The 26743-nt window shown below is 65.6% G+C and carries 14 protein-coding genes; 2 read left to right on the forward strand and 12 right to left on the reverse strand.

Translation table 11 applies throughout. From position 1 onward, the window contains the following. Window positions 1-21: 21 nt before the first annotated feature. The 5 genes from ACIP21_RS11740 to pip form a co-directional block, all read right to left on the reverse strand. Window positions 22-819 carry a transporter substrate-binding domain-containing protein gene (locus tag ACIP21_RS11740; RefSeq protein ID WP_400687978.1) on the reverse strand — a complete coding sequence of 266 codons (798 nt, stop codon included), beginning with the start codon at window positions 817-819 and terminating at the stop codon, window positions 22-24. A 256-nt stretch (window positions 820-1075) separates the two neighbouring features. Further along, entirely contained in the window at window positions 1076-3649 is a 2574-nt protein-coding gene (gene mdoH / locus ACIP21_RS11745; RefSeq protein WP_400687519.1) for a glucans biosynthesis glucosyltransferase MdoH, read from the reverse strand. After that, complete coding sequence (locus tag ACIP21_RS11750) at window positions 3642-5318, reverse strand: glucan biosynthesis protein G (RefSeq protein ID WP_400687980.1); 1677 nt, start codon at window positions 5316-5318, stop codon at window positions 3642-3644. Before ACIP21_RS11750 ends, mdoH begins: the two co-directional genes overlap by 8 nt. Before the next feature lie 322 nt (window positions 5319-5640). Beyond that, complete coding sequence (gene dtd, locus ACIP21_RS11755; protein ID WP_400687521.1) at window positions 5641-6078, reverse strand: D-aminoacyl-tRNA deacylase; 438 nt, start codon at window positions 6076-6078, stop codon at window positions 5641-5643. Beyond that, complete coding sequence (gene pip, locus ACIP21_RS11760; RefSeq protein ID WP_400687523.1) at window positions 6075-7046, reverse strand: prolyl aminopeptidase; 972 nt, start codon at window positions 7044-7046, stop codon at window positions 6075-6077. The genes dtd and pip overlap by 4 nt, the downstream gene beginning before the upstream one ends. Before the next feature lie 158 nt (window positions 7047-7204). Between pip and ACIP21_RS11765 the strand changes: the two genes are divergently transcribed. Then, window positions 7205-12742, forward strand: coding sequence for an NEL-type E3 ubiquitin ligase domain-containing protein (locus ACIP21_RS11765; protein WP_400687525.1), 5538 nt, complete (start codon window positions 7205-7207; stop codon window positions 12740-12742). An 88-nt stretch (window positions 12743-12830) separates the two neighbouring features. Further along, on the forward strand, window positions 12831-18329 hold the full coding sequence (locus ACIP21_RS11770) for an NEL-type E3 ubiquitin ligase domain-containing protein (RefSeq protein ID WP_400687526.1): 5499 nt from the start codon (window positions 12831-12833) through the stop codon (window positions 18327-18329). A 27-nt stretch (window positions 18330-18356) separates the two neighbouring features. Here the strand turns inward: ACIP21_RS11770 and hutG are convergent, their stop codons facing one another. The 7 genes from hutG to hutC form a co-directional block, all read right to left on the reverse strand. Then, complete coding sequence (gene hutG, locus ACIP21_RS11775) at window positions 18357-19160, reverse strand: N-formylglutamate deformylase (protein WP_400687528.1); 804 nt, start codon at window positions 19158-19160, stop codon at window positions 18357-18359. A gap of 8 nt (window positions 19161-19168) precedes the next feature. Next, entirely contained in the window at window positions 19169-20374 is a 1206-nt protein-coding gene (gene hutI, locus ACIP21_RS11780; RefSeq protein ID WP_400687530.1) for an imidazolonepropionase, read from the reverse strand. Between the two features lie 15 nt (window positions 20375-20389). Continuing rightward, window positions 20390-21781, reverse strand: coding sequence for an amino acid permease (locus ACIP21_RS11785; RefSeq protein ID WP_400687532.1), 1392 nt, complete (start codon window positions 21779-21781; stop codon window positions 20390-20392). A gap of 152 nt (window positions 21782-21933) precedes the next feature. After that, window positions 21934-23463 carry a histidine ammonia-lyase gene (gene hutH, locus ACIP21_RS11790; protein WP_400687982.1) on the reverse strand — a complete coding sequence of 510 codons (1530 nt, stop codon included), beginning with the start codon at window positions 23461-23463 and terminating at the stop codon, window positions 21934-21936. Between the two features lie 72 nt (window positions 23464-23535). Beyond that, window positions 23536-25209 (reverse strand): urocanate hydratase, encoded by a 1674-nt coding sequence (gene hutU / locus ACIP21_RS11795; RefSeq protein ID WP_400687534.1) that lies wholly within the window; start codon window positions 25207-25209, stop codon window positions 23536-23538. Window positions 25210-25450: 241 nt separating this feature from the next. Then, entirely contained in the window at window positions 25451-26020 is a 570-nt protein-coding gene (locus tag ACIP21_RS11800; protein WP_400687536.1) for a HutD family protein, read from the reverse strand. Further along, window positions 26017-26727, reverse strand: a complete 711-nt coding sequence (gene hutC, locus ACIP21_RS11805) for a histidine utilization repressor (RefSeq protein ID WP_400687984.1) — start codon at window positions 26725-26727, stop codon at window positions 26017-26019. The genes ACIP21_RS11800 and hutC overlap by 4 nt, the downstream gene beginning before the upstream one ends. Window positions 26728-26743 lie beyond the last annotated feature (16 nt).

Here is a 26743-nt window from a genome sequence, read left to right on the forward strand (position 1 = left end):
CCTGGGCTTGTGGCCTGGGCCTTATTCCATTTCCTTCAGCCAGTCCTTGTTCTTGAACCACTTGTCGTGGATACGATCGTAGGTCCCGTCATGCTTGATCTGGTGCAGGAAGTTGTTGATGAAGTTGATGCTGTCGTAGTCGCCCTTCTTCAGGCCGAAGGCCAGCGGCTCGTAGGTGAAGGGTTCGTCGAGGAACAGCAGCTTGCCAGCGCCGGCCTTCTCCACCGCCACCACGTTGTACGGCGCGTCGTAGACGAAGGCGTCAGCCTTGCCGTTGACCACGTCCATCACCGCTTCCTGCTCGTTGTCGTAGCCGTGGTACTGGGCCTTGCCGATCAGTTTCTTGGAGACCATCTCGCCGGTGGTGCCGAGCTTGGAGGTCAGGCGGTACTTCTCGTTGTTCAGGTCCTTGTACGACTTGATCTCGCCCGCCAGCTCCTTGCGGATCAGCAGGGTCTGGCCGACCACGATGAAGGGCTCGCTGAAGTTCAGGCGCAGGTTGCGCTCCTGGGTCAGGGTCATGCCGCTGCCGATGATGTCGAACTTGCCGGTCAGCAGGGCCGGGATGATGCCGTCGTAGGCGGTGGAGACAGCCTCGAACTTGACGCCCATGGACTTGGCCATGGCCTTGAGGATGTCGACCTCGAAGCCGATGATTTCACCGCGCTTGTTGGTCATCTGGAACGGCATGTAGGTCGGGTCCATGCCCACCTTCAAGGTGCCACGCTTGACCGCATCGTCGATGGCGCCGGCCTGGGCCGCAGTTACCGCGACCAGGGCGGTGACACCGACCAGCAGACGCGAAAGGTATTTCTTGATCATCACCAAGTCCCCTAGAAAGTTGGAAGCAAATCTTATTGTCTTGGCACGGGCGTCGTACTAGCCAATGCGGATTATCGGAGGGGGATGCTAACGCATGAGGGCTCCGGGACCTAGAGCCGAGGGGGACTTTGTTGGCCAAAATCGGCTTCGGCCCTTAAAAGCTTCGCGGGTGAACCCGCTCCCACAGGGACTGCACAGACCTTGAGGCATGCACTGTACCTGTGGGAGCGGGTTCACCCGCGAAGAGGCCCGTTCAGGCGCCGGCGAGTGCCGGTTGGCCTTCATTCTCCGGGTGCAGTGGCAACAACGGCGAATGCGGGTCGTTGTTGATCGAGGCGCGCCACACGTCGATCCAGGCCGCGGCATGCTGCGCCCAGACCTGCTCGTGCAGGCGGCTCAAGGCCACCGGGTCGCTGAGCAGCGCCAGACGGGTCGCCAGGTCCAGCCCTTGCGGGCCGACTTCGAGCGCCTTGGCCACGCGCTCGGCGCGCACGGCCTCGATCGACGCCGACTGGCCGTGACGGGCGGTAGCCATGGCACAGGCCAGGGCATTTTGCCGCGGGTCGACCACTGCCCGCACGAAGCCGTCATGCAGGGCATGCCAGCGGTTCTCGTGGGTGTACTGGTCGGTTGCCAGCAGCTCTTGCGGCGTGGCGTATTCCTCGGGAATCAGGAACAGCTTCTCGTCCTTGGCCGCCAGGCCCAGGCGCGTGCGGCTGGAAATCACCGACACCGGGATCGACAGCAGCAGCGAGCCGACGATCGGCGCCAGCCACCACAGGAAGCTCGGGTTCAGCCAGGCCACCAGCGCAGCCCAGGCGAAGCCCAGCAGGGTCTGCGGGCCATGGCGGCGCACCGCCTCGCTCCACGGCGTGGAGTCGTCGTCACGCTGCGGCGAGTTCCAGGTCGCGGCCCAGCCGAGGAACGCGGCCAGTACGAAGCGCGAGTGGAAGATCATCCGCACCGGCGCCAGCAGCATGGAGAACAGCATCTCCATCAGCATCGACAACGTGACCTTGAGCCGCCCGCCGAACTCGGTGGCGCCCTTGGCCCAGATCAGGATGACGCTGAGCAGCTTGGGCAGGAACAGCAGCACGATGGTGGTGGAGAACAGCGCCACGGCTTTTTCCGGGTGCCACTGCGGCCACAGCGGGTAGAGCTGGTACGGCTCGATGAAGTACTGCGGCTCCATCAGCGTGTTGGTCGCCAGCAACGCGGTCGACAGCACCAGGAACAGGAACCACAGCGGCGCCGACAGGTACGACATCACCCCGGTGAGGAACACCGCGCGGTGCACCGGGTGCATGCCCTTGACCAGGAACAGGCGGAAGTTCATCAGGTTGCCGTGGCACCAGCGGCGGTCGCGCTTGAGCTCGTCGAGCAGGTTCGGCGGCAGTTCTTCGTAGCTGCCCGGCAGGTCGTAGGCGATCCACACGCCCCAGCCGGCGCGGCGCATCAGCGCGGCTTCGACGAAGTCGTGGGACAGGATCGCACCGGCGAACGCGCCCTTGCCCGGCAACGGCGCCAGGGCGCAGTGCTCGATGAACGGCTTCATGCGGATGATCGCGTTGTGGCCCCAGTAGTGCGACTCGCCCAACTGCCAGAAGTGCAGGCCGGCGGTGAACAGCGGGCCGTACACGCGGGTGGCGAACTGCTGCATGCGCGCATACAGGGTATCCATGCCCGAGGCCTTCGGCCCGGTCTGGATGATGCCGGCGTCCGGGTTGGCCTCCATCAGGCGCACCAGGCTGCTCAGGCACTCGCCGCTCATGACGCTGTCGGCGTCGAGCACGACCATGTACTTGTACTCGCCCCCCCAGCGACGGCAGAAGTCGTCGAGGTTGCCGCTCTTGCGCTTCACCCGGCGCCGGCGGCGGCGGTAGAAGATGCGGCCGAAGCCTTTGGTCTCGCGGCACACGTCCAGCCAGGCCTGTTGCTCGGCGACGGCGATGTCGGTGTCGTTGGTGTCGCTGAGCACGAAGAAGTCGAAGCGGTCGAGGTTGCCGCTGGCAGCCACCGACTCGAACGTCGCCCTCAGGCCTGCGAACACCCGCGGCACGTCTTCGTTGCAGATCGGCATCACCAGCGCGGTGCGCGCCTCGGCGGCGATCGGCTCGTTGCCGGCGCTGCTGCCGGAAATCTTGTACTTGTCGCGCCCGGTGAGCAGTTCGAGGAAGCCCATCAGCGCGGTCCAGAAGCCCGCCGAGACCCAGCAGAAGAGGATGCCGAACAGCACCAGGATCGAGGTCTGCAAGGCATACGGCCAGACCTGTACCACGGTGTCCCACAGCGGCTGGTTGACGACTTCGTCGAAGTCGACGAACGACCAGCCCTGGTACGGCAGGATACCCTTCATGTAGAAGCCGGCGACGATGGTCTGGCCGATCATCAGGGTCAGCAGGATGTAGCGGCGGATCGAGCCGACCGTGCGCCAGCGCGCCGCCGGCAGCTCGCGCTTGGGCGGCTGCGGGGCGTTGGGGCGGCCGGTCATGCGCCGCCACATGCGGATCAGCACGTTGGTGCGCCAAGGCTCCGGCACCACCTTGGTGCGCTTGATCGGCGGCGCGATCTTCAGGCACAGCCGGCCACTGCCGTCGACGCCGAGCATTTCGGCGTCTTCCAGCTCGGCGGCACTGCCTACGGTCAGACGTGGGCCGACCGAGGCCTGCACGGCCTCGGCGGCGTTGGCGGCCGGGTTGGCCGCCAGGCGTTGGTGCAGCTCGCTGAACGAGGAGCAGCTGGCGAGTTCCGCGCGCTGCTCGTCGCTCAGGGGGAGGTGGGCCAGGTATTCGCCAAGCGATTCCGGCCTTGCGCTTGAGTTACTCATCGGCAGGCAACTGATAGCTCCAGGTCTCGGTCAGCACTTGTTCGGTGGTGGCCGGGGTCCCGTTGGTGGGTGCCGCATCGGCGGCAGGTTGTTCGGCCTTGGCGGGCTCCGCCTTGGCGGCCTTGTCGTGCTTGGCGTGCTTGGCGGCGGGCTTTTCCTGCTTGGCTTCCTCGGCAGGCTTGGCGGCCTCGACCGGCACGTCACGAACCAGCGCGGCGCGCATTTCGGTGGACTTGTTGGCTTCCTTGACCTTCAGTCGCAGGGTCAGGCGCCAGCCCTTGGTTTCCGGGTTGTAGCGCAGGTTGTTCTCGACCACTTCGGCGTTGTCGCCGACGCTGATCTGGCTGCGTACCGGGGTGTCTTGCGCCAGGGCGGCCAGGGCCGGGCCGGTGAAATCGACCAGGAACGCGACGCTGCCGTCCGGCTGGCGGATCAGGTTGGATTGCTTCACGTCACCGGTGGAACGCATGGTCTGGCTGACCGAACCGAGGTCCTGGGCCTGGAACTGGGCCTCGTTGATGGTCCAGTGCAGGCGGTAGGCGTACTCGAACGGCTTGCCCGGCTCCGGCAGGGTTTCCGGGCTCCAGAAGGCAACGATGTTGTCGTTGGTTTCATCGGCGGTCGGGATCTCGACCAGGTCGACGGTGCCCTTGCCCCAGTCGCCCTTGGGCTCGATCCAGGCGCTTGGGCGCTTCTGGTAGTTGTCGTCGAGATCTTCGTAGTCCTTGAACTCGCGATGACGCTGCATCAGGCCGAAACCACGCGGGTTCTCCACGCTGAAGTTGCTCACGGCCAGGTGTTTCGGGTTGTTCAGCGGGCGCCAGATCCACTCGCCATTGCCGGCATGGATCGACAGGCCTTCGGAATCGTGCAGGGCCGGACGGTAGTTCAGCACCTTGGAAGGCTGGTTGGGGCCGAACAGGTACATGCTGGTCAGCGGCGCCACGCCCAGGCGGGCGACGTGGTCACGCAGGAACACGCGGGACTGCACGTCGACCACGGTGTCGTTGCCCGGGCGCAGGATCAGCTTGTAGGCGCCGGTGGAGCGCGGCGAATCGAGCAGGGCGTAGATCACCAGGTGCTTGTCGGCAGGCTTTGGCTTCTCGACCCAGAACTCGGTGAAGCGCGGGAACTCTTCGCCAGACGGCAGCGCGGTGTCGATCGCCAGGCCACGGGCCGACAGGCCATACACGTGGCCCTTGCCGACCACGCGGAAGTAGCTGGCCCCCAGCAGGGTCATGATCTCGTCCTGCTTGTCGGCCTTGTTGATCGGGTACAGCACGCGGAAGCCGGCATAACCGAGGTTCTTGGTGGTGTCCGGGTCGTGCGGCACGTCACCGAACTCGAAGCGGCTCGGGTCGTACTTGATTTCCTCGACCTTGCTGGCGGTGACTTCGTTGATCTTCACCGGGGTGTCGAAATGCATGCCCTGGTGATAGAAGGACAGCTTGAAGGGGGTCTTGTCCTTGGCCCACTCCGCTTTCTCTTGCAGGAAGTGAATTTTCTGATAGTCAGCGAATTTCATGTCACGGAAAATCGCCGGCAGATTGCTTTTCGGTGCTTCGTACTTCTGGCCGGCCAGATCCTTTGCCTTGGCTGCAACATCGTCAAGATTGAATGCCCACAGCTGGCCCGCGCTCATCAGGCCGACCAGTGCCACACTGGCCATCAGCGCCTTGCGCAGCCCGGTGCCGGGGATTCTTGATGCTTTTTGGGGACTAACAATCACGAGCAACCCTCGCCGAAAACAGATCATGAAACCAACGGCCAGCGACAAATGCCGGGTTGGCGAGCACTGTTCGGACCCCATGAGGGCGTAATGATTCCCCAAACGGGTCCAGACAATGCTCGAGTCAGAGTGAAACGAACCTGCGAACGCAGGCCCACGCAGCGCGCGATTATCCACGCTGATGCGTTACAACGCATCAGGGGGGACTAACTATTTATCGTACAAACCCCTTGTTTTCCTGGAAACAAGGGGTTTTTTGACTTCATATTTGTAACAAGAATGTCACAGGGCCATCATTGACCAGGTGCACCTGCATGTCGGCGCCGAAGCGCCCGCTGGCCACAGGGTCGTGCTGGGCCTGGGCTTTCTCATAAAGATAGTCGAACAATTCGGCGCCCAGTGCCGGCGAAGCGGCTGTCGAGAAACTCGGGCGCATGCCGCTGCGGGTATCGGCCGCCAGGGTGAACTGGGACACCAGCAGCAGGCCACCGCCCACATCCTTGAGCGACAGGTTCATCTTGCCTTGCTCGTCACTGAAGACCCGATAGTTGAGCAGCTTGTGCAACAGCTTGTCGGCATGCTCGCGGGTATCCTCAGGCTCCACCGCCACCAGGACCAGCAAACCCTGGTCGATGGCGCCGACGATTTCCCCGCCGACTTCCACCCGCGCACCACGCACGCGCTGCAACAACCCCCTCATGCTTCTTCCAGGGGCAGGTCGAGCAGGCGGCGTGCCATCTGGTCGGCGGCACGCACCAGGGCGTCGGTGATGCCAGGCTCGGAGGCGGCGTGGCCGGCGTCGCGGATCACTTTCAGTTCGCTGTTCGGCCACGCCTGGTGCAGCGCCCAGGCGTTGTCCAGCGGGCAGATCACATCGTAGCGGCCATGCACGATCACCGCCGGCAGGTGGGCGATCTTGGGCATGTCGCGGATCAGCTGGTCCGGCTCCAGGAACGCGTTGTTCATGAAGTAGTGGCACTCGATGCGGGCGATCGACAGCGCGCGCTGCGGCTCGGAGAAACGGTCGACCACCAGCGGGTTGGGGCGCAGTGTCGCGGTACGGCCCTCCCAGGTGGACCAGGCCTTGGCCGCGTGCATCTGGGCAATCTGGTCGTTGCCGGTGAGGCGCTTGTGGAAGGCCTTGACCAGGTCAGAGCGTTCTTCCGGCGGGATCGGCGCGATGTAGTCCTGCCAGTAGTCGGGGAACATGCGGCTGGCGCCTTCCTGGTAGAACCACTCGATCTCCTGCGGACGGCACAGGAAGATGCCGCGCAGGATCAGGCCATGCACGCGCTCGGGGTGGGTCTGGGCGTAGGCCAGGGCCAGGGTCGAGCCCCACGAGCCGCCGAACAGCACCCATTTGTCGATGCCAAGGTGCTTGCGGATGCGCTCCAGGTCCTCGACCAGGTGCCAGGTGGTGTTGCTCTCCAGGCTCGCGTGGGGCGTGGAGCGGCCACAGCCGCGCTGGTCGAAGGTGATGATGCGGTACAGGTTGGGGTCGAAGTAGCAGCGGCTCTGGGCATCGCAACCCGCGCCCGGGCCGCCGTGGATGAACACCACAGGCAGGCCTTCGGGCGAGCCGCTTTCATCGACATACAGCACATGCGGCGCTTCCACGGCCAGATCGTGCCGGGCGTAGGGTTTGATCTGCGGGTAGAGGGTCTGCATCGCGCACTCCGTGTGAGGTTTGGGTCGGCCGTGGGCCATCATAAACCTGAATTGCGCTTTGAGCATGCCCCCGTCTCGCCCAACGCAAATAGATACCGCTTGTCGACGCCGGGGCTGGAGATAGTGCAGGTCACCTTCCAACGATCGAGAACCTGCACATGCCACCCGAATCCCAACCTGCCAGCCTTCCCCACCATGGGTTGATCGAGCGCAAGCTGCCGGCATGGATCAAGACCACGCCGGCGCTGGCGCCCGATGCGCTGCGCGCGGCACTCGAGGCCGCCCCCGCCTCGCTCGAAGAGGCGTGCCTGCGGCATCCCGAGGTGGCCAAGGCGCTGGCTGACGAGCATGAGCGCTTTCAGGCCTCGGCACTGGCGGCCAAGGCCCTGTTCAGCACCCTGCCCGACCTGGAAACCTTCGCCACGCAGCAGCTGACAGCGGCCATCAAGGAAACCTTCGAGCTTGAGATCGACGTGGCGAACACCTACCTGTTCGACGCGATTGGGCACGCCCACCAAAAGCAACTGGGCGCAGCTACGCCCGAAACGTTCGTCCGCTCGCTCAAGCACCATGCGCTGCAGAACTTCGAAAGCGCTTCGACCGAAAAGGGCGGGATGGACGTGTCGATGCCGCAAGCGCGCTCGGTGATTCTCGACCAGCGTGGCTACATGAAGGGGCCGCCGTTCGAGAATGCGCTGGACATCGAGCCAACGGCCTTCGCCGCCTTGTGCCGAAAGCTCGATATCGGTGGCCAGTATCAGGCCCTGATCGACGCTATCTACTACCCCGCGGCGCCAACCCAACCAGGCCAGCCGAGCACCTGGCAGGCGCAACTGGGCACCCAGGCAGCGGTACTCGATACGCTGGGCCAGGTCGAGCGCTCGGCTTTCAGGCAAAGCCTGCACGCTGCCTGTTTGCAAGCCAGGGTCGGCAAGGCCGCCTACCACGCCATTCTGGCCACACCGCTGGAGACGTTGGAGGCAACCGCACCTGCCTGCTGCAGTTTCCTGCAACTGTGGCAGACCGAGCTGCACGGCCTGCTGCTGATCCAGTTCAAGGAACTGGACTGCGTGGTGCTTTACACCCCCCATGCCGCCGACGCGCCGCTGCAGGAGTATGCCTCCCTCCCCGCCCTGCTCGACGCGTTGCGGGACGCGGCCCAGCAGGACCTGACAGCCCTCACGCGGCACATCCCGGATGCGCGCAAAGCGCACCTGAGCGCCAAGCTGGAGGACCATCTGCGCCCCCTGACCTTCACCTTGAAAAACGTCTACGAGCGGGTCGCCGACCCGCAAGCCAAGCTGCCGCTCGTGCCTCGCCCGTTCAACCGCCCGTTCCAGGCCGAAGTGCTCTACCAGAATTTCACCAGGCTGCGTGACGACGCCAGGCACCATGCCGTGCCGACCGTGGCCATGGACGCCAGGACGTTCCACGCCCGCCTGGCCTACTTCGAGTCGATCGCCTTCAGCGCACTGAACGTCGTCGGCTTCGTGGTACCTGAAGTCGGCTCCCTGCTGCTGGCGGCAACCGTCTGGCAACTGGGGCATGAAGTCTACGAAGGCATCGAAAGCTGGAACAACGACGACCGCCAGCAGGCCTACGCCTACCTTCTGGATGTCATGGGCAATATCGCCCTGCTGGCCATCTCCGCAGCAGGGGCACACGCGATCAAAGCGGGACCGGGCGGCAGCGCCACGGCGCTGAAGCCTGCCCCGGCCGCCATCGAGCCCCCCTCTTTCATCGAAGAACTGGTGGAGGTTGAACTGCCCGATGGCAGCACACGCCTGTGGAACGCCGACCTGACCCCCTACCAGCAGGACCTGCCGCAAGGTGCCGGGCTCAAGCCCGATGCACTGGGCCTGTACCGGCAGGATGGCAAGGTGTGGCTACGCCTGGACAACAAGACCTATTCGCTCAAATGGAGGCCAGCGACCGGCACCTACCATATCGAGCATCCCAACAAGCCGCTCGCGCATGAGCCCGCGCTGCGCCACAACGGCAACGGCACCTGGTTGCATGCGCTGGACCGTCCGAGGACGTGGCAGACCCGGCAGCTGTTCCAGCGCCTGGGCCACCAGGCCGACCTCTTCGATGATGAGGATGCCCTGCGCATCCTGGAGGTCAGCGGTATCGACGAGGGCGCCCTGCGCCGGGCCGTGAGCGACAACCTGCCGATCCCGGCGCCACTCGCCGACACCCTGCAACGCTTCAAGCTGGCGCGCGAAACGCTCGAAGCCATGGGCAATGCGACAGCGGCCGAGCGCCAGGCCGCCTTCGCCGAGCGTTACCGGCAACTGCCCTTCAGTCAGGCCCCCGGGGCTGCCGTGCTGCACCGCATCTACCCCCGCCTGCCCGGTGTTTTTGTCGATGAACTGCTCCAGCACAGCAACAGCAATGAATTGACTGCGTTGCTCGCCGGGCGGCTGCCCAGGCGCATCGGTGAAGAAGCCCGGCTGATGCAGCAACAGCTTCGTCTGATGCGGGCCTATGAAGGGGTGTACCTGCAAACGGTGGATAACCCCGACACCGATCGTCTGTTGCTGCACTCCCTGCCACGGCTGCCTGGCTGGTCCGCCGACACGGCCATCGAACTGCACCGGGGCAGCATGCCGGCGTCCAAGGTCGACGGTATCGGCCCCGAGGGCATTGCCGGCAGCATCATCAGGCGCACGGCCACAGGCTACAGCCTGGCCGCCGACGGGCGGCCGGACAGCACCCATGCCTCGCTCGCCGACGCCCTGTTCGCGGCATTGCCGGACGGGCAACGCCAGGCACTGCTGCCGAGCGGGGTGGTGGATGCGCAGACACTCGCCGATCACCTCGCACAAGCCCCCATGCTGCCACGCTGGGCCCTGCGCAAGGCACTGAAGATGCAGCGTCCTGGCCCACGGTCGCCCATGCGCCTCGCCGATGGGCGCCTGGGCTATCGCCTGAGCGGCGATGGCAGGCTCCCCCAACAGCCCAGCCGCGCCAGCCTGCTCGAGCAGCTCGATGACATGACCCTGGCACCGGAATTTACCGTATCGTCGGCGCGCATCCTGGAGGCCCTGGAAACCGCTGGCCGCTCTCCCGAGCAGATTCAGCTGCGTATCGAACAACTGCGAGCCGAACGCCAGGAACTGCGCCAGAGCCTCGACGACGCCTTCACCGGCCCCGGCCAGATCAGCGCGCTGGGCGCCCGTCGTGCCAACCGGGAAGAGATCGAACTGGCCCTGTGGCAGCACTGGATACACAGTGCCGTACCCGAGCTCGACGAGTCGGTGGGCATCCTGCGCCTGGCCAGCATGTTCATTGCCGAGTTCCCCCGGCACTTGCCGGCCTTCATCGGCTCCCGGGTCAGCCGCCTGCAACTGGCCGACATCACCCTCGACTACATTGGCAACGACACCCTGGCCTGGACGGACTTCGAAGCGCAACTGAACAACGTCTTCCAGCACTTCCCCCAGCTGTCAGCCCTGGACATCGACCGCGGCTACGACCCACTCGCCCGTGCTTCAGGGTTTGCCAACAGCCTGCCGCTGATCGTCAGGTGCTTCCCACAGCTGGGCGAGCTGAGGCTGGTCAACCAGAACATGACCCTGTACCCGCTGGACCTCGAACGCTTCGCTTCGCGCGAGCACCTGCACCACCTGGACCTGAGCGGCAACCGCCTCGCGGCCTACACCCTGTTCCGTTTTCCGGACTTGCCCCTCGAATACCTCGGCCTGGACCGGATGGCATTGCCCGTGTGGCCGGAATGGCTCGACGACGCTGCGCTGGAGAGGATCAGGACCCTGTCCCTGCGCGACAACCAGCTGGCCCAGGTGCCGGCGCTGCTTTCGATCAATGCCGAACGACGCGGTCCAGAGACTTCGGTGCTGCTCGACGGCAATCCCCTGCGCCCCGCGCGGCTGCTGGACCTCTACCTCACCCAGGGCAACCCCCAGCGTCGGTTCCGCTTCAGCCTCGATAACAGCGAAGTGATCCAGCAATACCAAGGCCTGCGGCAAACCATCGATCAATGGACCACGTCCCCCGGCAGGGCCAGCATCGGCCAGTCGATCCTGGCCATCTGGGAGCGCAGGGTGCGGGATGACTCCCTGTCGCCCTGGCTCATGGAAGAGGTCAGCCTGGAAGACTTCCCGCCCACCCTGCCCGACTTCTTCAGCCGCTACGCGGACATCGTCAGGCTGAACCGGGTCCAGGCCACCGTGCCGCAACTCGACCAATGGCTACGACGCTTCCCGGGTATCACCACCCTCAGGCTCGATGGCCACATCCAGCCACTCTCGAGCCTGCCCGAGGCCTTGACCCACCTGCCGGTACTGAGCCGGCTGAGCCTGCTCGACCAGGGCCTGGAGCTCGACGACCAGGCCATGCGGGTCATCGCACGCATGCCGGCCCTGCGGGAGCTGGACCTGTCCGGCAACCGGATCAGCGGCCAACTCACCGACCTCAGCAGCCTGCGCTCGCGGCTCGACCGCCTGGCACTGCGCAACATGGCCCTGGAAGGCTGGCCGCTCTGGCTGAACAGCCTGATGCCCAGGTACGTACTGGACCTGCAGGGCAATCGCCTGACAACCCTGCCACAGGCGATCCTCGACAACCCACCGAGCACGTCGGGTACTACCGCCATCCTGCTCACCGACAACCCACTGACCACCCAGACCCTGCGCAGCGCCCACCTGTCGCAGCGCTACGACCGCAGTTTCACGTTCGACATGGACCTGCCATTCGAGATCCTCAACGCCTCGCCGCTGGGCCTCGACCCCGGGGCTGCGTTCGGCAACTCGCTGGGCAGCTTTGGCAGTGTCGGCAGCACGACCAGTTCGGGCAGTTTTCACCGCCACGGCTTCGCCCCTTGGGCCCAGGTGCTGCAGCCCGATGTCAGTCTGTGGCTCGAAGGCGCCGCAGGGCTGCGGCACGCGCGCGACAGCCTCTGGCAAACCCTGCTGGTGGAGGCAGACGCGGAAAACCTGCTGCAACTGGTGGCACAGCTGTCCACTGCGGCGCCGTACCGCAACCCTGAATCCAGGGCCGGTTTCATCGAGCGCGTCTGGCGCGTCCTGGAGATGGCCGCCAACCGCCCGCAGGAACGTGAGGTGTTCGATGCACTGGCCAGGGACGCGATCACCGAGGGCACCTGCCCGGACGGCATGCTCCTGCAGTTTCAGCAGATCGAGCAGAAGTACCTGGTCTGCACAGCCACGCAGCAGGCATCCGGCGCCGGCCGGGAGGCCGACTTCTATCACCTGCTGCGCCGCCTGTTCCGCCAGCAACGGCTCGACGAGATCGCCAGCGCGAGGTCGCGCCATCAGGACGCCGCCGAAGTGCGGCTGGCCTACCGGCGCCTGCTGGCCGAACGCCTGGACCTGCTGACCCCTGGGGATGAAATGATGTTTGGCGCCGACGTGAGTTCGGCGCAGGCCACTTCGGCGGCATTGGCGATCTGGGAAGCGGAGGATGGCGAAGCATTGATCACGTTCGCCCGCGATACGCCGTTCTGGACCGACTACCTGCGTGAGGCCTATGCCGGTTCTTTCGCCTCGATCGAGCAAAGGTTCCAGACCGCGGTCAACGACCTGCAGAGCGAAAACCCGCAATCGACCCTGGAGGAACTGGCAGCCCCTACCCGAGCGTTGGAGAGCCAGCGCGACCAGGAACAGGGCGACCTGATCGACGAGCTGACCTTCCGCATTCGCGCCGATCACCCATAGCCACAAGGACAGGCAACATCATCTTAAGTGCAGGCAAAAGCTGGCACTCAATAGCATGGCGGGCATTCCGTCAACGTGAGTTCTCCCCATGCTCGAACCGGCCCCGGCTTCCATCCCCGAACCTGACCCCTACCACGAGCTGCTGGCCAGCAAGTTGCCCGAGTGGCTTGTCACCGCCCGGCCGGAGCACCGGCAACTCATGCGCGATGCGGCCAGACAGCAGGACCCTCAGCTGCAACGCGCCTGCCAGGAACACCCGACGGTAGCCCGTGCGCTGGTACGGACCTACGGTGAGCACCTGCAAGCCGAAGCCGCGCTGAAGGCACTTCTGGCCAGCGTGCCGGAACTGCGGCAGTACGCATCTGGGTTGCTGGAGGCCGCCATCAGCAAGCGCTTCGACCTCGTCGTCGATGTCTCGCAAACCTACCTGATGAACCAGGGCCGGGCCGCCGCCATCAGGAACTCAATCTCCAGCCTTGGTGAAGACCCATTCGCCCGTTCGTCCCGCGCCCTGAAGCTGGCGACTCAATCCCTGCTGCACAGTGCCTTGCAGAACTTCGAGGCCTTCGAGGCGCAGCCCGGTGGCATGACCGCTGGCGGCACCCCATCAGGCATTCTCGACAGCAATGACGTCAGCCTGGTGTCCAGGGCGAAGCGCTTGGCGATCAATCCGGAGGAGTTCGCAGCGTTGGCGCGCGAACTGGATATCGGTGGCAAGTACCAGGCGCTGCTCGACGCGCTCGACCCTCCTGCCGAGCACCCAGGCGACGAGGCCGTCCGGGCCGTGTTCAGCGCCGCCGAACGCTGCACCTTCGCCTTGCATGTCCACCACGCCCTGTTGCTGGGCAAGATCGACAAGCCCCTGCATGACACGCTGATCACCCTCGACCGCGACGGCAAGGCCGAGCACGACGGGCGTGCGCTGCTGTGCGCCGGCATCGAGTTGTTGCACGCCCCGCTCACCGGGGCCATGGCCATTGGCGTCGATGCGCGTGTGCCGGTGGGTGCCGGGCGCTTCCCGAACGGCCCGGTGTTTCCCTACGATGGCTGGCTGGTGCTGTACCTGCCCGGCCTGCCCGAGCCCTTGACCTGCCATGCCTCCAGGGCCGCTGCCGAGGCATTTCTGCTCAAGCAGCTGCCAGCATTGCGGCGCCCGGAATGCCTGCGCTTGATAGCTGACCGACACCGGCAGGGTTTCCTCGACAAGCTCGCCGACACGCTCGAACCCTATACCTGGAGCCCCAGAGGCCGGTTCAAGGAGCGCATACCCGACCCTGATGCGCGCATCAGCCTGCACGTGCAGCCCTTCACCGCGCCGAGCCTGGACACGCGGGTCAGCCAGCGGCAGCAACGCCTGCGCGATGACGGGCTGTTCCATGCCGTGCCGACGGCAACCCAGGACGGGCAGACGGCCCAGCGGCACATGGCCTACTTCCAGGCCATCTCGCTCGACGCCTTGAATATCGCCGGCCTGTTCATACCGCCGCTAGGCGCGGTGATGCTCGGTATCACCGCTCTGCAACTGGCCAACGAGGCCTTCGAAGGCATCGGCAGCTGGCTGGAGGGGGAGCGCCAGCAGGCGTTCGACTACTTGCTGGATGTGCTGGAGAACGTCGCCACCATGGCTGCCCTCGCCGCAGTTCACGCCGGGGGCGGCAGGCCCGTGGTCGAGCGCGTCCCAGTGGAAACACCGTCGTTCATCGAGGAGCTCGCACCTGTCGAGTTGCCCAGCGGCGAGCGGCGCCTGTGGCGGCCGGACCTTGCGCCTTTCGCCCACGACAAGGTATTGCCGGCCGGGCTCAAGCCCGATGAATCGGGCCTGCTGCACCACGACGGCAAGACCTGGCTGCCGGTCGAGAGCCGGGTGTTCTCGGTCAGGCGGGTCGGCAGTGGCCATCGTCTCGAACATCCAACCGCAGTCCAAGGCTACCAACCGATGGCCTTGCATAACGGTGCGGGGGCCTGGCTGCTGGAGACCGAGCAACCGCTTACCTGGAGCGGAACGCAATTGTTGCGCCGGATGGGGCACCTGAGTACCAGCTTCGATACCCCTGCGCTGCAACGCATTCTCGCCATCAGCGGCATCGACGAAGCCGTGTTACGCCGGACCTTGGTCGAGAACCGGCCATTGCCGGCGCTGCTGCGAGACACCCTGCAGCGTTTCAAGCTGGACCAGGACCTGCGCTCGACAGAGAGCGACCTGCGGGCACGCCGCGAGGCGTTCGATCGGCACTACGAGCAGTTGAACAGCGTACACGGCGCCGGGGGGGAAAGCCTGCGCCTGCGCTATCCGAAACTGCCCCTGCCGGTCATCGACGAACTGCTGCGCCATGCCGATGGCCCAACCCTGCACGCCCTCGGCGAAGGCAGGATTGCACCACGCCTTGCCGAGGAGGTTCGGGCCCAGCAGCAGCAGGTACGGCTGGCACGCGCCTATGAAGGGCTTCACCTGGATGCGGTGCGCAGCTGGGATGCCGACCGGCTGGCCCTGCACACCCTCGGGCAACTGCCCGGATGGCCAGCAGACCTGGTAATCGACCTGGAACAACATCACCCGCTGCCCGCAGACAGCCTGCGGACAGGCCTTGCAAGCGGCGAGCCTTACGCCAGCATCCTGAGCACCGAGCAAGGCTACCTGGTCATCGGCGGCAACGCAGCAGATGGCACGCAGCCGCTTCATGACGCCCTGCACAGCGCACTGGCGGCAGCCCTACCGGCCTCGGCTGGCATGGGCGACGGGGCGGCACTCAAACGGTTATTGCAAACCAGGCCACTGCTGCCACGCGCGCAGCTCAGGCAGCTGCTGCGCATGCAACCTGTGCGCCCAGGCTACCGTTCGCCGATGCGCCTGGCCGACGGCCGCCCGGGCTACCCGATGGGCGGTGGCAACCCGGCCCGGCACTTCATCAGGCGGCCTACGCTGATCCGCATGATCAACCAGCTGGGCCTGCCTCAGCACTCGTCCCAAGGGGCTGCAGACATTCTCAATGCCTTGGAAAGACGAGGGTTGAGCGTTGCCCAGATCAACGATCATCTGCTGCGGCTGGTGCGCGAGCGCAACACGCTGAGTCACTACCTGGACGCTTGGCAAAACGCCCTCCCAGGCGCGGCAGGGCCTGCCGAAGCGATCGGCGCGCTGCGCGAGCAACTCATGCAGTGCTGGTATGACCATGCGCCGCCGTTCGAGACCACGCAACAGCCTGTCCTGCGCCTGGAGCATCTGCTCCTGGACCTGTTCCCAGGCAACTTGCCGAGGTTCTTCGGCGAACGGGTCACTCGCCTTGAGCTGATCGCCCACACCTACGACAACACCCTGGGCGTGCAGCGACGCACGCGCAGCCTGGCGAGGCTGCTGGAACAGTTCCCCGGCTTGCGCTCGCTGGAAATCTCCCACCCCACCGAAGCAGAGCCGACAAGCGTCAGGGCGCCCCACGATGCCTTGCGTTCGATCGCCGACAACCTCCCCGCGCTGGAGTCGCTCAACCTGGCCAATCAGAACCTGATCTTGTCCAACCAGAGTTTCGAGCGGCTGCGGGGCATGCAGCGGCTACGCCGTCTCACCCTGGACGGCAACCGGATTTCGCCCTACGCCAGGGAGGTGTTCGGGCGACTCGGCCTCGACTACCTCAGCCTTGAGCGTCTGTCACTGGACAGCTGGCCACGGAGCCTTAACCAACGGGCATTGGGCCAGATCGCGGAGGTTTCCCTGCGCCACAACCAGATTCGCACACTGCCGGGCTTTCTCATTGGCAACGAGCAATCCACCCTCCCGCACACCCTGTTGTCCCTGGAGGGTAACGACCTTGTCGACGATCAGCTGCTGCGCATCCTGCTCAGCCACGAGAGCAGTCCCGAGCGTATCCGCTTCGACCGATCGGCTGCGCTGAGCGCGCAAATGCAACGCTACACCGAGCAGCGTGCGCAACTGCATGAAGCCAGCCACGGCTGGGCCACGGCCGCGCCGAGCCCATCGGCCATGGCCATGCGCAACCGCATCGCGATGACCCTGAACACTTACTGGCGTGGCGTGGAACTGGGCTCGCGAAGCCCGCTGCGCCTGGACAACATCGCCCTGGAACACTTCCCGCCACGGCTGCCGGATTTCTTCTACCCGCCTGTTCGCGCCTTGTCGATGGAGCGGACCAGCAGCACGGTCGAGCAGTTGGATGCGTTCCTGCGCCGCTTCGGCGCCGTGGAAGTCCTGAGCCTGGGCAATCATGCCCAACCAAGCCCGGCACTCGCGCCGACGCTGCTGCACCTCCCGCGACTGAGCTACCTTTCCCTGCATGAAATGGGCCTTGAGGTCGATAACGACCTGCTCGACCTGTTCGGCCAATTGGGCAATCTGCGCACCCTGGAACTGAACGGCAACCGCCAGGGCCGGATCACCCAGGTGCCGCCGGCATTGCACAACCTCAGCCGCCTGAACCTGAGCAACATGAACCTCAGCCAGTGGCCCACCTGGGTAGACAGCCTGTTGCCCCTGGAACTGCTCGACCTCAGCGACAATCAGCTGACCGAGTTGCCCGAACACATCCTCAACAACCCCGACACCCAAGCCCAGGTCACCTCGATTTCACTCTTCGACAACCCACTCACCCCGCAGACCGTGGAGCGTGCACGAAGATCGTCGGCAACCCAGCGGCGCTTCACCTTCGCCTTCAGCCCACCTGCGGATGCACCTGCCGGAGGGCACCTGCATGACCCCATACCGGTCGCCAGCGAAGACCGGCCAGACCTGCACCGCTGGTTGCTTGGCACGCCGGAACAGAATGAAGCGCTGCGCGACGTCTGGCAGCAGCTCAAGCAGGCGGGCGATGCACGCAATCTGCTGACCTTCGTGGGGCGCTTGCAACAGTCGGCGCCTTTTCGCAACGGCAGCACGCGTGCGGCATTTGCCGAGCGCGTGCGCATGGTGCTGACAAGGGCCTTGGTCGACCTGGAAGATCGCACGCTGTTCGAGCACATCGCGCAAGAAGGGCTGATACAGCCGGACACGGGAGACCAGACCTGTCACGATGGCGTCTTGCTGGTGTTCCACAACCTCGAGTTTCTCATCGCTGGCCAACGTATGCTGGCCGAGAGTGCCGACACCGAACAGGCGCTGTACCAGGAGCTCAGGCGACTGTACCGCCTGAACCGGGTGGATGAGCTTGCCCGTGACAACGCCGGTGACCGCGACGAAGCGGAAGTTCGCCTGGCCTACCGGCGAGGTTCGAACGACTCGTTGAAGCTTGGCGTACCCCACGACAACATGCTCTTCGAGGCAATCGCCGAGGTCAGTCGCGTTGAGCTGACCCGGGTGATCGAACAGGTGCGGCAGGAACAGCAAGGCGATAACTTCCTGGAATACGCGGCCAACAATGAGCAATGGTGCCGCTACTTGCGCACTACCCACGCGGCGCGGTTCGAACGCATCGAACAGGCGTATCAGGTCAGCGTGGTCGACCTGCCCGACCAGCACCCGGAAGGCATCCGCATCGAAGACCTGGCGCCCGAATACGAGGCGCTGCAAAGCCAGAAGACCGAGCAGGAGCGACAACTGGTTCGCGAGCTCACCCTGCTGGCCAACCCCGATTCCCTGTGACCCCTGCCGGCAAGGCGTGATAGGCCGCTAAGCGGCGTATCGCGCCTTTGCCCAATCCCGTGCGCAAATGAGCAGGCTCTCCAGCACCTTACGCGTGGGCAACGCCAGGTCCTCACGGTAGGCGAACGGTGCGGTTTCATCCATGTAGGTGCATTGGGCCAGCTCCAGTTGCACCGCATGCACGTGGTTTGCCGGGTCACCGTAGTGCCGGGTGATATGCCCGCCCTTGAAGCGGCCATTGAGCACGTGGCTGTAGTCTTTGGCTTCGGCGCAGACGTCCTGCAAGCGCTTCGCCAGGTGCGGGTCGCAGCTGGCACCATTGAAGGTACCCAGGTTGAAGTCCGGCAGTTTGCCGTCGAACAGGCGGGCAATCTGCGAGCGGATCGAGTGGGCATCCCACAGCAGCGCATAGCCATGCGCTTCACGCAGGCGCGCCAGTTCGTTGCGGATCGTCTCGTGATAAGGGCGCCAGATCGTCTCCAGATAGCGCTCACGCTCTTCGGCGCTCGGCGCCAGCCCTTCCTTGAACAACGGCTCGCCATCGAACAGGGTCGAGGGATACAGGCCAGTGGTGGCCCCGGCATACAGCGGCTGGTCATCGTCCGGGCGGTTCAGGTCGATGACGAAACGCGAGTACTCCGCCGCCACCACGCTCGCCCCCATCTCACGGGCAAAGTCGTACAGAAGCGGGATGTGCCAGTCGGTGTCGGGCAGGCTGCGCGCGGCCTCGACCAGCCCCTTGTCCACGGCCGGCGTCAACGTCAGCCCAGCGTGGGGCATGCTGATCAGCAGCGGCAGGCGGCCTTGGTGAAACGTCAGTACCTTGTCCATCGTGCCTCTCAGTAGGATATTTCACGGCCCATGCGCACCACGCGCTTGGGCAAGTCGCCGCCGAGCCAGTAGGCCAGGTCGGCAGGACGGGCGATCTGCCAGGCGACGAAGTCGGCGACCTTGCCAACCTCCAGCGAACCATGGCTGTCGCCGAGGCCCAAGGCCGTGGCAGCGTGCAGGGTGACGCCGGCCAGGGCCTCTTCCGGGGTCATGCGGAACAGCGTGCAGCCCATGTTCAGCATCAGGCGCAACGACAGGCCGGGCGAGGTGCCGGGGTTGAGGTCGCTGGCCAGGGCGATCTTCACGCCATGCCGCCGCAGGGCGTCCATCGGCGGCAGCTGGGTTTCCCGCAGGAAGTAGAACGCGCCCGGCAGCAGCACCGCGACGGTGCCGGCCTTGGCCATGGCGATGGCGTCTTCCTCGGTCATGAACTCCAGGTGGTCGGCCGACAGCGCCTGGTAGCGCGCAGCCAGGCTGGAGCCATGCAGCGACGACAGCTGCTCGGCGTGCAACTTCACCGGCAGGCCCAGTTCACGGGCCTTGATGAACAGCTTTTCCACCTGCGCCGGCGAGAACGCCAGGTGCTCGCAGAAGGCATCCACCGCATCGACCAGGCCTTCGGCGGCCAGGGCGGGCAGCATCTCGTCGCAGACATGCGCGATGTAGTCGTCGGCACGGCCGGCGTACTCCGGCGGCAAGGCATGGGCCGCCAGGCAAGTGGCGCGCACCGCCAGTGGCAGCTCGTCGGCCAGGCGCCGGGCCACGCGCAGCATCTTGCGCTCGTTGGCCAGGTCCAGGCCGTAGCCGGACTTGACCTCGATCATGGTCACGCCATCGCGCATCAAGGCCTGGACCCGCTGGCGAGCGCTGGCGAACAGTTCGTCCTCGCTGGCCGCGCGGGTGGCCCGCACGGTGCTGGCGATGCCGCCGCCCTGGGCGGCGATCTCGGCATAGCTGACGCCTTGCAGGCGCTGCTCGAACTCACCGCTGCGGTTGCCACCGAACACCGCGTGGGTGTGGCAGTCGATCAGCCCCGGGGTGACCCAGGCGCCGCCCAGGTCGACCGTGCGCTCGGCCTCGACAGGCGCCAGCTCGGCGCGTGGGCCGATCCACTCGATACGCCCGGCGTTGGTGACGATGGCCGCGTCCTCGATGATCGAGTAACGGCCTTCTTTCATGGTGGCCGCATGGCAGTGCTGCCAGAGGGTTCTCATGTGCAATCTCCTTGACTAGCGGTGCAGCTCGACGGGCGCGTGCCTGCCGGCGCGCGGCTTGCACCACAGCCGGTAGGACGCCACCAGGAATGCCACCCAGAGCACGCCGACCAGCAAGGCCGCCTGGGTGTCCGGGAAGTAACCGAGCACAGCGAAAATGAACAGCATGAAGGCGATGGCCATGGCCGGGCCATAGGGCCACAACGGCACCGGGAACTTCAGCTGGGCCGCTTGTTCAGGGCTCATGCTGCGGCGCATGGCGACCTGGGTGACGAGAATCATCAGCCACACCCACACGGTGGCGAAGGTGGCGATGGAGGCAATCAGCAGGAACACGTTTTCCGGGATCAGGTAGTTGAGCAGCACGCCCACCAGCAGCGCCGCCCCCATCACCACCACGGTCATCCACGGCACGCCGTGTTTCGACAGCTGGCCGAAGCTGCGTGGCGCGTGGCCTTGCTGGGCCAGGCCATACATCATGCGGCCGGCGCCGAAGATGTCGCTGTTGATCGCCGACACCGCCGCCGAGATCACCACGATGTTCAGCACGGCCGCTGCCGAGCCGATGCCCAGGTGGCTGAAGATCTGCACGAACGGGCTGCCTTCGCTGCCGATCTGCGGCCACGGGTAGAGGCACATCAGCACCAGCAGGGTAAGCACGTAGAACAGCAGGATGCGCAGCGGCACGGCATTGATCGCCTTGGGAATGACCCGCTGCGGATCCTTCGCCTCACCGGCGGTGACGCCGATGATCTCGATGCCACCGAAGGCGAACATCACCACCGCGAACGAGGCGATCAGGCCTGCGACGCCGTTGGGCATGAAGCCGCCGTGGTCGAACAGGTTGCCGAAGCCCGGCGCCTGCTCGCCGGTCACCTGGCTGAAGCCGAAGGCCATGATGCCGAGGCCGGCCAGGATCATCGCGACGATCGCGCCGACCTTGAGCAGCGACAGCCAGAATTCCATTTCGCCGAACACTTTGACGTTGCACAGGTTCAGGCCGCCGATCACGAAGACGATGCCCAGCACCCAGATCCAGCGGGCCACCTCCGGGAACCAGAAGCCCATGTAGATACCGAAGGCGGTGACATCGGCGATGGCGACGATGACCATCTCGAAGGCGTAGGTCCAGCCGAGGATGAAGCCGGCCATGGGGCCGAGGTAGGTGCTGGCGTAGTGGCCGAAGGAGCCGGCCACCGGGTTGTGCACGGCCATTTCGCCGAGCGCGCGCATGACCATGAACACCGCGGCGCCGCCGATCAGGTAGGCCAGCAGCACGGCCGGGCCGGCCATCTGGATGGCCGAGGCGGAGCCGTAGAACAGGCCGGTACCGATGGCCGAACCTAAGGCCATGAAACGGATGTGGCGGGCCGTGAGCCCGCGCTTGAGACCTTGAGCTTGTTGCATGTCACGTCCTTGAATTGTTGTTGTGGTCGTGAGATCGATGGGGGCTGCCTTGCCGCCCTTTCGCGACACAAGGCCGCTCCTGCAAGGAATCGCATTGCCTTCGTAGGAGCGGCCTTGTGTCGCGAAAGGGCCGCAAAGCGGCCCCGGGGGCGTCACAGGCTGGGCAAGACACCCGCAGGCAGCAGCCCGGTCAGGCTGCCCTGGGCCAGCAGCTCGACGGCGGCCTCGATGTCCGGCGCAAAGAAGCGGTCACGGTCATAGTGCGGCACTTCACGGCGCAGCGCCTGGCGCGCCTTTTCCAGCTTCGCCGAGGTCTTCAGGCCTTTGCGCAGGTCCAGCCCCTGGCACGCACCCAGCCATTCGATGGCCAGCACGCCACGGGTGTTCTCGGCCATTTCCCACAGGCGCTTGCCCGCAGCCGGAGCCATGGAAACGTGGTCTTCCTGGTTGGCCGAGGTCGGCAGGCTATCGACGCTGTGCGGGTGGGACAGGGCCTTGTTTTCGCTGGCCAGGGCGGCAGCGGTGACCTGGGCGATCATGAAGCCGGAGTTGACCCCGCCGTTTTCCACCAGGAACGGCGGCAGCTGGGACATGTGCTTGTCCATCATCAGCGAGATGCGGCGCTCGCTCAGCGAGCCGATCTCGGCGATCGCCAGGGCCAGGTTGTCGGCCGCCATGGCCACCGGTTCGGCGTGGAAGTTGCCGCCGGAAATCACGTCACCTTCGGCGGCGAACACCAGCGGGTTGTCCGACACGGCGTTGGCTTCGATGCCCAGCACCTCGGCGGCCTGGCGGATCTGGGTCAGGCAGGCGCCCATGACCTGGGGCTGGCAGCGCAGCGAGTACGGGTCCTGGACCTTGTCGCAGTTCTTGTGCGACAGCGACACTTCGCTGGAATCACCCAGCAGGTCACGGAAGCACGCCGCCGTGTCGATCTGGCCGCGCTGGCCGCGCACTTCGTGGATGCGCGCATCGAACGGCGAGCGCGAGCCCAGTGCGGCCTCGACGCTCAAGCCACCACAGGCGATGGCGGCGGCGTACAGGTCTTCAGCCTGGAACAGGCCACGCAGGGCATAGGCGGTGGAGGCCTGGGTGCCGTTGAGCAGGGCCAGGCCCTCCTTGGCGGCCAGGGTCAGCGGCTCGAGGCCGGCGACGGCCAGGGCTTCGGTGGCCGACAGCCACTGGCCCTGGTGGCGGGCCTTGCCTTCACCCAGCAGCACCAGCGACATGTGCGCCAGCGGGGCGAGGTCGCCGGAAGCGCCGACCGAACCCTTGAGCGGGATGTGGGGGTAGACTTCGGCGTTGACCAGGGCGATCAGCGCGTCGATGACCTTGCGGCGGATGCCGGAGAAACCGCGGCTGAGGCTGTTGATCTTGAGCACCATGATCAGCCGCACCAGGGCGTCGTCCAGCGGTGCGCCGACACCCGCGGCGTGGGACAGCACCAGCGAGCGCTGCAGGTTCTCGAGGTCGTGGCTGGCGATGCGGGTCGAAGCCAGCAGGCCGAAACCGGTGTTGATGCCGTAGGCGGTACGGTCTTCGGCAATGATCTGCTCGACGCAGGCAACACTGGCGTCGATGGCCGGCGCGGCGCTGGCGTGCAATTGCAGGCGCACCGGGGCGGCGTGGATGGCGCGCAGCTGGGCCAGGGTCAGGGTGCCGGGCTTGAGGGTCAGTTCGATCACTTCGCTACTCCATTCTGTCGGGGGCCCGCAGGCCCCTCTTGTTGTTCAGTATCACTCAAGACGCGGCGTTCAGCCGGTGATCATCGGCAGGTCGAGGCCCTGCTCCCTGGCGCAGTCGATGGCGATGTCGTAGCCGGCATCGGCGTGGCGCATGACGCCGGTCCCCGGGTCGTTGGTCAGCACCCGGGCGATGCGCTCGGCGGCTTCATCGCTGCCGTCGCAAACGATGACCATGCCCGAATGCTGGGAGAAGCCCATGCCGACGCCACCGCCGTGGTGCAGCGACACCCAGGTGGCGCCGCCCGCGGTATTGAGCAGGGCGTTGAGCAGCGGCCAGTCGGAGACCGCATCGGAGCCGTCGCGCATGGCTTCGGTCTCGCGGTTGGGGCTGGACACCGAGCCCGAGTCCAGGTGGTCGCGGCCGATCACCACCGGCGCCGACAGCTCGCCGCTACGGACCATTTCGTTGAACGCCAGGCCGAGCTTGGCGCGCAGGCCCAGACCGACCCAGCAGATACGCGCCGGCAGGCCCTGGAAGCTGATGCGCTCGCGGGCCATGTCCAGCCAGCGGTGCAGGTGGGCATCGTCGGGGATCAGTTCCTTGACCTTGGCGTCGGTCTTGTAGATGTCCTCGGCCTCGCCGGACAGCGCGGCCCAGCGGAACGGGCCGATGCCGCGGCAGAACAGCGGGCGGATGTACGCCGGGACGAAGCCTGGGAAGTCGAAGGCGTTGGCCACGCCTTCTTCCTTGGCCATCTGGCGGATGTTGTTGCCATAGTCGAAGGTCGGGATGCCCTGATTCTGGAAGTCGAGCATGGCCTGCACGTGCACGGCCATCGACTGCTTGGCTGCCTTGACCACGGCAGCCGGCTCGGTCTGGGCGCGGTCGCGGTACTGTTCCCAGGTCCAGCCGGCGGGCAGGTAGCCATTCAGTGGGTCGTGGGCGCTGGTCTGGTCGGTGACCATGTCCGGGCGCACACCGCGCTTGACCAGTTCCGGAAGGATTTCGGCGGCGTTGCCGTGCAAGGCGATGGAGATCGCCTTGCCTTCGCCGGTGTACTTGGCGATGCGCGCCAGGGCGTCGTCGAGGTCCTTGGCCTGCTCATCGACGTAACGGGTTTCCAGGCGGAAGTCGATGCGGCTCTGCTGGCATTCGATGTTCAGCGAACAGGCACCGGCCAGGGTCGCGGCCAGCGGCTGGGCGCCGCCCATGCCGCCCAGGCCCGCGGTCAGCACCCACTTGCCCTTGAGGCTGCCGCCGTAGTGCTGGCGGCCGGCTTCGACGAAGGTTTCATAGGTGCCCTGGACGATGCCCTGGCTGCCGATATAGATCCAGCTGCCAGCGGTCATCTGGCCGTACATGGCCAGGCCCTTGGCGTCCAGTTCGTTGAAGTGCTCCCAACTGGCCCAGTGCGGCACCAGGTTGGAGTTGGCGATCAGCACGCGCGGGGCGTTGCTGTGGGTCTTGAACACACCGACCGGCTTGCCCGACTGCACCAGCAGGGTTTCGTCGTCTTCCAGACGGGTCAGGGTCTCGACGATCTTGTCGTAGCAGGCCCAGTTGCGTGCAGCGCGACCGATGCCGCCATACACCACCAGCTCCTTGGGGTTTTCCGCGACCTGCGGGTCGAGGTTGTTCATCAGCATGCGCAGTGGCGCTTCGGTCAGCCAGCTCTTGGCGGTCAGCTTGTTGCCACGGGGGGCACGGATTTCAACGTCACGGTATTTGTTGTTGTCGGTCACGGGAAAGGTCCTCGGCGGTTGTCCGCGGGCAGGTGTGTCGTGGTGAATAGATAAACACACCTTTACTTGTATGTACAAGCATGGACAACCAAAATCAACGGACCTCTGCTGTGAATTTCATGAATGCACTGGGGCCGCTTTGCGGCCCTTTCGCGACACAAGGCCGCTCCTACAGGAGATCGCGGTCCCTTGTAGGAGCGGCCTTGTGTCGCGAAAGGGCTGCGCAGCAGCCCCGGCTATCTCAACTTGCAATTAGCTCGATCAAGCAAAACCGCCCCTGCACATCCAGCCCCAGCAACCCGTCGTTGTCATCCAGCCGCAAGCAGTCGTACAGCCCCAGCTGATGCATTGCCCCGCCCAGTGCCACCTCGACCTGGCTGCCCGCGGCAAACAGCAACACCGTCGACGCCGAGCTGTACAACCGGCTGGTGCCATCGAACCACTGCAACCGAGCCCGGTAGCGCTGCGGCGCATAGATCAGGTTGAAATCGCGGATCGCCCCGCCGAGCAGGTTGCAGCTGACCTGGCTCTCGCCACTGAAGGCGAACGCATCGAACGCCAGCAACGGGCGGCTGGCCTGGCCATCGACCAGCAGGCGCATGCCGTCACCCTGCAGCACGGAGATGATCCGCTGGTAGCCGGCGAACACGGAAAACCCGCCCGACTCCTCGATATCGGCGATCGACAGGCGCCAGCCGAAACCCTCCAGCCCCTCGCCGTTGTCGCGGGTGATTTCTTCGGTGTAACCGCCGCCGTTCTTCCAGGGCATGCGCGGGTAGCTCCGCGCGCGCAGCAACTGCAGCTGGGTCATTTGCTGAAACGTCCTTCAAGGCGATGACGGGAACCGGGATGGATCAGCCGCGCCGCCGTCACCGGCTGGCGGCCGGACCAGGTGCGACGGCGGATCAGCAGGCACGGCTCGCCGCGCTCGATCTGCAGCAGGCGGCACTCCTCGGGCTCGGCCAGGATCGCCTCGACCACGTGCTCGCCCTCGGTCAGCGGCGCGACCTGGGACAGATAGGCGTAGGGCGTCTGCCGGGTGAAATCCTGCTGGAGGTAATCCGGGGCGATGGCTGCGTTGACGTAGCGGTCCTCGATCTGTACCGGCACGCCATTCTCGTAGTGCACGATCAGCGAATGGAACACCCGTTGGCCCTCGCGCATGTCCAGGGCCAGGGCGCGCTCGGAACCGGCGGCCTGCTCGGCCAGCTCGATCACCCGGCAGCTATGCTGGTGGCCACGACTGGCGATTTCGTCGGCGATGTTGTTGACCTCGAACAACGCCGAGCGGCTCTTGGGCTCGGCGACGAACGTGCCGACCCCCTGCATGCGCACCAGCAGCCCCTCGGCGGTGAGCTCGCGCAGCGCGCGGTTGATGGTCATGCGGCTGAAGCCCAGCTCGCTGACCAGTTCGCTTTCCGACGGCACCCGGTGATGGGGCGGCCAGCTGCCGTTTTCGATCTGCTGGACGATCATTTGCTTGACCCGGGCGTACAGCGGCGCCGGGCCCTCGCCCATCTGGGCAACCAGCGCG

The sequence above is a fragment of the Pseudomonas sp. NPDC089401 genome, assembly GCF_044749485.1.
GTDB lineage: Bacteria > Pseudomonadota > Gammaproteobacteria > Pseudomonadales > Pseudomonadaceae > Aquipseudomonas.

Bases quoted from the DNA above. Each gene is read 5' to 3' on its own strand.
- mdoH (WP_400687519.1), bottom strand. From the start codon at position 3,649: ATGAGTAACTCAAGCGCAAGGCCGGAATCGCTTGGCGAATACCTGGCC.
- ACIP21_RS11750 (WP_400687980.1), bottom strand. From the start codon at position 5,318: ATGGCCAGTGTGGCACTGGTCGGCCTGATGAGCGCGGGCCAGCTGTGG.
- dtd (WP_400687521.1), bottom strand. From the start codon at position 6,078: ATGAGGGGGTTGTTGCAGCGCGTGCGTGGTGCGCGGGTGGAAGTCGGC.
- pip (WP_400687523.1), bottom strand. From the start codon at position 7,046: ATGCAGACCCTCTACCCGCAGATCAAACCCTACGCCCGGCACGATCTG.
- ACIP21_RS11765 (WP_400687525.1), top strand. From the start codon at position 7,205: ATGCCACCCGAATCCCAACCTGCCAGCCTTCCCCACCATGGGTTGATC.
- ACIP21_RS11770 (WP_400687526.1), top strand. From the start codon at position 12,831: ATGCTCGAACCGGCCCCGGCTTCCATCCCCGAACCTGACCCCTACCAC.
- hutG (WP_400687528.1), bottom strand. From the start codon at position 19,160: ATGGACAAGGTACTGACGTTTCACCAAGGCCGCCTGCCGCTGCTGATC.
- hutI (WP_400687530.1), bottom strand. From the start codon at position 20,374: ATGAGAACCCTCTGGCAGCACTGCCATGCGGCCACCATGAAAGAAGGC.
- ACIP21_RS11785 (WP_400687532.1), bottom strand. From the start codon at position 21,781: ATGCAACAAGCTCAAGGTCTCAAGCGCGGGCTCACGGCCCGCCACATC.
- ACIP21_RS11800 (WP_400687536.1), bottom strand. From the start codon at position 26,020: ATGACCCAGCTGCAGTTGCTGCGCGCGCGGAGCTACCCGCGCATGCCC.
- hutC (WP_400687984.1), bottom strand. From the start codon at position 26,727: ATGGGCGAGGGCCCGGCGCCGCTGTACGCCCGGGTCAAGCAAATGATC.